General features: G+C 75.5%; 3 protein-coding genes and 3 pseudogenes. 1 reads left to right on the top strand and 5 read right to left on the bottom strand.

From position 1 onward, the window contains the following. The 4 genes and pseudogenes from B0E53_RS33090 to B0E53_RS33075 all read right to left on the bottom strand — a co-directional run. A pseudogene (locus B0E53_RS33090) lies at window positions 1–263 on the bottom strand (ATP-dependent DNA ligase); the annotation flags it as partial. Between the two features lie 113 nt (window positions 264–376). After that, entirely contained in the window at window positions 377–583 is a 207-nt protein-coding gene (locus B0E53_RS33085) for a hypothetical protein (RefSeq protein ID WP_107079547.1), read from the bottom strand. Between the two features lie 78 nt (window positions 584–661). Beyond that, the gene (locus B0E53_RS33080) at window positions 662–2,014 is read right to left on the bottom strand and encodes a dipeptidase (RefSeq protein WP_210406309.1); all 1,353 of its coding nucleotides are present in this window, start codon (window positions 2,012–2,014) and stop codon (window positions 662–664) included. Further along, window positions 2,007–2,880: pseudogene (locus B0E53_RS33075) on the bottom strand (hypothetical protein); the annotation flags it as partial. The pseudogene B0E53_RS33075 and the gene B0E53_RS33080, both read right to left, overlap by 8 nt. Here B0E53_RS33075 and B0E53_RS33070 point away from each other — a divergent pair. Then, window positions 2,815–3,216 (top strand): rhodanese-like domain-containing protein, encoded by a 402-nt coding sequence (locus B0E53_RS33070; RefSeq protein WP_107079544.1) that lies wholly within the window; start codon window positions 2,815–2,817, stop codon window positions 3,214–3,216. The pseudogene B0E53_RS33075 and the gene B0E53_RS33070 sit on opposite strands and share 66 nt — an antisense overlap. On the opposite strand, the pseudogene B0E53_RS33065 reads toward B0E53_RS33070, so the two are convergent. Then, window positions 3,115–4,914, bottom strand: a pseudogene (locus tag B0E53_RS33065) (cobyric acid synthase); the annotation flags it as partial. The gene B0E53_RS33070 and the pseudogene B0E53_RS33065 overlap by 102 nt on opposite strands. Window positions 4,915–4,967: the final 53 nt, after the last annotated feature.

Here is a 4,967-nt window from a genome sequence, read left to right as displayed (position 1 = left end):
ACCGCCGCGATCTCCTCGATCGCCGCGTCGACGCCGCCCACGGTCAGGCTCGGCTCGGCCGCCGGCGGGGGCAGGTCACGCAGGCTCGCCCAGCCCACCCCGGTCTGCCGCTGCCGCAACTCGCCGGCCAGGTAGCCGGCGCCGGCGGGCACCTCGTCGGGGTCGAGCGACCGCAGCGCGGCGGCCAGCAGCTCCACCTTGGCCCGCCGGCCGCTGGTGGCGCCCACCGCCGCCGACGTGGCCGCCAGCTCAAGGAACCGCACGTGCCTCATCCTGCCAGCCACCCCCGACACCGGGGCGGTTCCCGCGCGATCTTGGGAAGTTGGCGCCCCCCAGGAACGTCAACTCCCCAAGACCCCGGAAGCCGCGGGCCCGCTCAGGCCGAGACCGGCTCCTCGATCCGCAGCCCGCGGGCGCGCACCTCGCCGGCGACCCGGGTGAGCAGCGTGTCGAGCGCGACCAGGGCGGCGGAGAGCTCGCCGAGCTGTTCCTTGAGCGTGTCCTCGGGCCACGCGGAGACATCGACGTCCCCCAGAGCACTGACGGCGGCCTGGAGCCGCGACATCTCGTCGTTCGTACGCATGTTCGAGAGGCTATAACACCCCGCCGCCCGACACACCGCAAACTCCGACATCGGCCCCGAAGTTACGGTTTCGACGCCTCAGGGCAGCTTCGCGCCCGCCTCGGCGACCTTCGCGAGCAGCAGCGCCTCGGCCACGCAGACGCGGGCGAACTCGCCCAGGTGCAGGCTCTCGTTCGGCCCGTGCGCCCGGGCGTGCGGGTCCTCCACGCCGGTCACCAGGATCGCCGCGGCGGGGAACATCTCCTGGAAGGTGGCGATGAACGGGATCGAGCCGCCCACGCCGATGTCGACCGGGTCGGTGCCGTCCCAGGCGCCCCGGAACGCCGCCCGCGCCGCCTCGAACATCGGCCCGGTGGCGTCGATGACGCAGGGCGCGCCGTCGTGCTCGAACGTCACCGTCACCTGTGCGCCCCACGGGGCGTGCTTCTCCAGGTGCGCGATGAGCGCCGCGTACGCCTTCTTCGGGTCGTCGCCCGGCGCCAGCCGTACGCTCAGCTTCGCCTTGGCGGCCGGGACCAGCGCGTTCGGCGCCTCCCCGGTGGCCGGGGCGTCCACGCCGAGGATCGCCAGGGCCGGCTTGGTCCAGAGCCGGTCGGTGATCCGGCCGGTGCCGAAGAGCTGCGCGCCGTAGACCAGCCCGGCCTCGGCGCGGAACCGGTCCTCGGGGTAGTCGACGCTGGCGCCCTCGCGGCCGACCAGACCCTCGACGGCCACGTCACCGGCATCGTCGTGCAGCGTGGCGAGGAGCTTCACCAGCGTGGTGAGCGCGTCGGGCACCGCGCCGCCGAACATGCCGCTGTGCACGGCGTGGTCGAGGGTGCGCACCTCCACGAAGCAGTTGACGATGCCGCGCAGCGAGGTGGTCAGCGCGGGCACGCCGACGTCCCAGTTGGTCGAGTCGGCGATGACGATGACGTCCGACGCGAGTTCCTCACGGTGCGCGACGAGCAGCTGCTCCAGCGAGTCCGAGCCGTACTCCTCCTCGCCCTCGATGAAGAGGACCACGCCGACCGGAAGCCGGTCGCCGTACGCGCGCAGCGCCGCGATGTGCGCCATGATGCCGGCCTTGTCGTCGGCGGCGCCGCGACCGTAGAGGCGGCCGTCCCGCTCCACCGGTTCGAACGGGTCGGACTCCCAGAGCGACAGGTCGCCGACCGGCTGGACGTCGTGGTGGGCGTACAGGAGGACGGTGGGCGCGCCGGGCGGGGCCGGCTTCGTCCCGATCACGGCCGGCTGGCCGCCGGAGCGCACGATCTTCGTGTCGAGGCCGCAGCCGCGCAGCAGTTCCGCCACCGCCTCGGCGGAACGCTCGACGTGCGAGTGGTCGAAGCCCTCGAAGGCGATGCCCGGGATGCGGACGAGTCGCTCGAGGTCGGCACGGACGCCGGGCAGTTCCCGCTCGACGGCGGCCCGCACCTCGGACTCGGACATGATCGGTGAGGTCATGACCGGAATCGTATGCCGGCCTTACCTGGCCCCGCCGTCCGAGCCCTTCCCTTCGTGCCGGCGGACGTAGTAGCGGCCGGCGTCGTGGGGCAGGTCGGGGGCGCCGTCGACCACCAGGTCCACCGCGGCGCCGGTGCCGTCGGCGGCGAAGTGCGCCCGCTCCCCGGCGTGCCAGCGGCGCAGCTCAGGCAGGATCTCCGCGCCGTCGCGGGCGAGCGCCCGGGACAGCCGCAACCCGGCGGGCGCCGTGACGAGGACCGACAGGGTCAGCTCCGGCCGGATCGCCGCCCGCGCCGCGCTCACACCCTCCACGATCAGCACCGGCCCGGCCGGCACCGGCACCGGCCGGTCCAGGAACCGCCGGCGTACCCAGCTGTACCGGCGGTAGGACCCCGGCCGGCCCGCGCGGACCGGTCCGAGCACCCACTCCTCCAGGCGCGGCCAGAAGGTGAACTGGTCGTCCCAGCCGTCGAGCAGGTCGTCGGTGCGGACCACCGGCGGCCGGGCGCCGCCGGGCAGCGCCGCGACGGCGTCCGCGAGGCGCGTCGCGAAGACGCTCTTGCCCGCGCCGCTCGGCCCGTCGACCGCCACCAGTCGGGTACGCCCCAACCGCGCCGGCCCGGCCAGCACCCGCCGGGCCAACCCGGCGTACGCCTCGACCACCGCCACCGTCACCCGACCGACGCTAGCGGTCCCTCTTCCGCTGGATCCTGCGGCACCAGCAGGCCGTTCGCCGGGTGGGCCGGGGCCGCCGTGGGCATCATCGGGAGGTGCTCCATGACGTGATGAGTCCGGGCGTCGACGCCCTCCTCGAACAGGCCCGCGCCGGCCTCCACCGGCTCACCCCGCACGACACCGTCGAGGCGGTCCGCGCCGGTGCCCTGCTCGTCGACACGCGCACCGAGGCGCAGCGCCGCGAGCAGGGCGAACTGCCCGGGGCGATCGTCATCGACCGGACCGTGCTGGAGTGGCGGCTGGACCCGGCCAGCGCCTGGCGCATCCCGGAGTCGACCAGCTACGACCGGCAGATCGTGGTGGTGTGCCGCGAGGGCTTCAGCTCCAGCCTGGCGGCCGCCGGACTCCAGGCGCTCGGCCTGCGCCGAGCCACCGACATGATCGGTGGCGTGCAGGGCTGGCGGGAGGCGGGGCTGCCGATGTCCGACCGCCCCGCCGACATCCGCTACTGACCCCGCACGCGGCGGCGCGCCCGACCGGCTCAGAGGCTCGGCGCGCCCGACCGGCTCAGAGGCTCGGCGCGCCCGACCGGCTCAGAGGCCCGGTCCCCCGGACCGCTCAGCGGCTCGGACCCCCGGACCGCTCAGCGGCTCGGACCCCCGGACCGCTCAGGCGGTCGGGGCGCCGGGTGGGATGAACGGCAGGCCCGGCGGCGGGCCGGACTCGATCAGCCGCCACAGCGCGTCGGTGTCGAGGTGCTCCTCGACCAGGTCGCCGAGCAGGTCGAGGGTGCGCTCCCGGGCGGCGGCGAACGCGGTGTCCGGGGCGACCTTGAACCCGGTCCGCCCGGACAGCTCGGCGACCTCGGTGAGGAAGCGGCGGCGGAAGGCGTCGGACTCGAAGGCGCCGTGCCAGTGGGTGCCCTGCACCGCGCCCAGCCGGGCCCCCTCGCCGGTGCCGTCGGCGTAGCGGAGCAGCGGCGGCAGGCCCGGGTCGGCGGCCGACACCTGGCCGTGGTGGATCTCGTAGCCGTGGACCGGCACGTCCCCGGCGGCGGTGCCGGCGGCGCGCCGGACCGTCTTGCGCGGGTCGAAGGTGATCTCGACGGGGAGCAGCCCCAGGCCGGGCACGCTGCCCGCACGGCTCTCCACCGGGTCGTGGATGGCCCGGGACAGCATCTGGAACCCGCCGCAGATGCCGAGCAGCGGCCTGCCGGCGGCGGCGTGCGCCAGGACGGCGTCGGCCAGACCGGTCTCCCGCAGCCAGGCCAGGTCGGCCACGGTCGACTTGGAGCCGGGCAGCACCACCAGGTCGGCGGCGGCCAGCTCGGCCGGCTCGACGGTCAGCCGGACCCGGACGCCGGGCTCGGTGGCCAGCGCCTCGACGTCGGTGGCGTTGCTGATCCGGGGCAGCCGGACCACCGCCACGTCGAGCCAGTCGGTGCCCCGGGGCGCGGCCGGCCGGCCGAGCACCCGCCCGTACGCGAGCGAGTCCTCCGCGTCCAACCAGAGGTCGAGCGCCCAGGGCAGCACGCCGAGGGTGGGACGGCCGGTGACCCCGTGCAGCATGTCCAGCCCCGGCCGGAGCAGCCCCAGGTCGCCCCGGAACTTGTTGATCACGAAGCCGGCGACGAGGGCCTGGTCGGCCGGGTCGAGCAGCGCGACCGTGCCGAACATCGAGGCGAACACCCCGCCCCGGTCGATGTCGCCGACCACGATCGCGGGCAGGCCGGTGTGCCGGGCCAGCCCCATGTTCACGTAGTCGCCGGCCCGCAGGTTGATCTCGGCCGGGCTGCCCGCGCCCTCGCAGATCACCGCGTCGTACTCGGCCCGCAGCTCGGCCAGCGCCGCGTACGCGGTCCCGGCCAGCCGGGGACGCAGCTCGCGGTAGTTGCCGGCGGTGACCGTGTCGACCGCCTCGCCGAGCAGCACCACCTGGCTGGCGTGGTCGCTGCCCGGCTTGAGCAGGACCGGGTTGAAGCGCAGGTCCGGGGCGAGCCCGCAGGCGGCGGCCTGCATGGCCTGGGCGCGGCCGATCTCGCCGCCGCGCCCGTCCGGCCCGACCACGACGGCCGAGTTGTTGGACATGTTCTGCGCCTTGAACGGGGCGACCCGCACGCCCCGGCGGCGCAGCCAGCGGCAGATGCCGGCGGTGAGCACGCTCTTGCCGGCGTCGGAGGTGGTCCCGGCGACCAGCAGCCCGCCGCTCACCGCCCGCTCCCCGGGCGCGCCCCGCCGAGGGCGCGCAGCGCGGCGCGGCGCGC

This window comes from Micromonospora sp. MH33, assembly GCF_003013775.1.
GTDB classification, from domain to species: domain Bacteria; phylum Actinomycetota; class Actinomycetes; order Mycobacteriales; family Micromonosporaceae; genus Micromonospora; species Micromonospora fulviviridis.
The sequence above is the reverse complement of the archived record's forward strand: the minus strand, read 5'-3'. Positions and strand labels throughout refer to the sequence as shown.

Bases quoted from the DNA above. Each gene is read 5' to 3' on its own strand.
- B0E53_RS33080 (WP_210406309.1), bottom strand. From the start codon at position 2,014: ATGTCCGAGTCCGAGGTGCGGGCCGCCGTCGAGCGGGAACTGCCCGGC.
- B0E53_RS33070 (WP_107079544.1), top strand. From the start codon at position 2,815: ATGAGTCCGGGCGTCGACGCCCTCCTCGAACAGGCCCGCGCCGGCCTC.
- B0E53_RS33085 (WP_107079547.1), bottom strand. From the start codon at position 583: ATGCGTACGAACGACGAGATGTCGCGGCTCCAGGCCGCCGTCAGTGCT.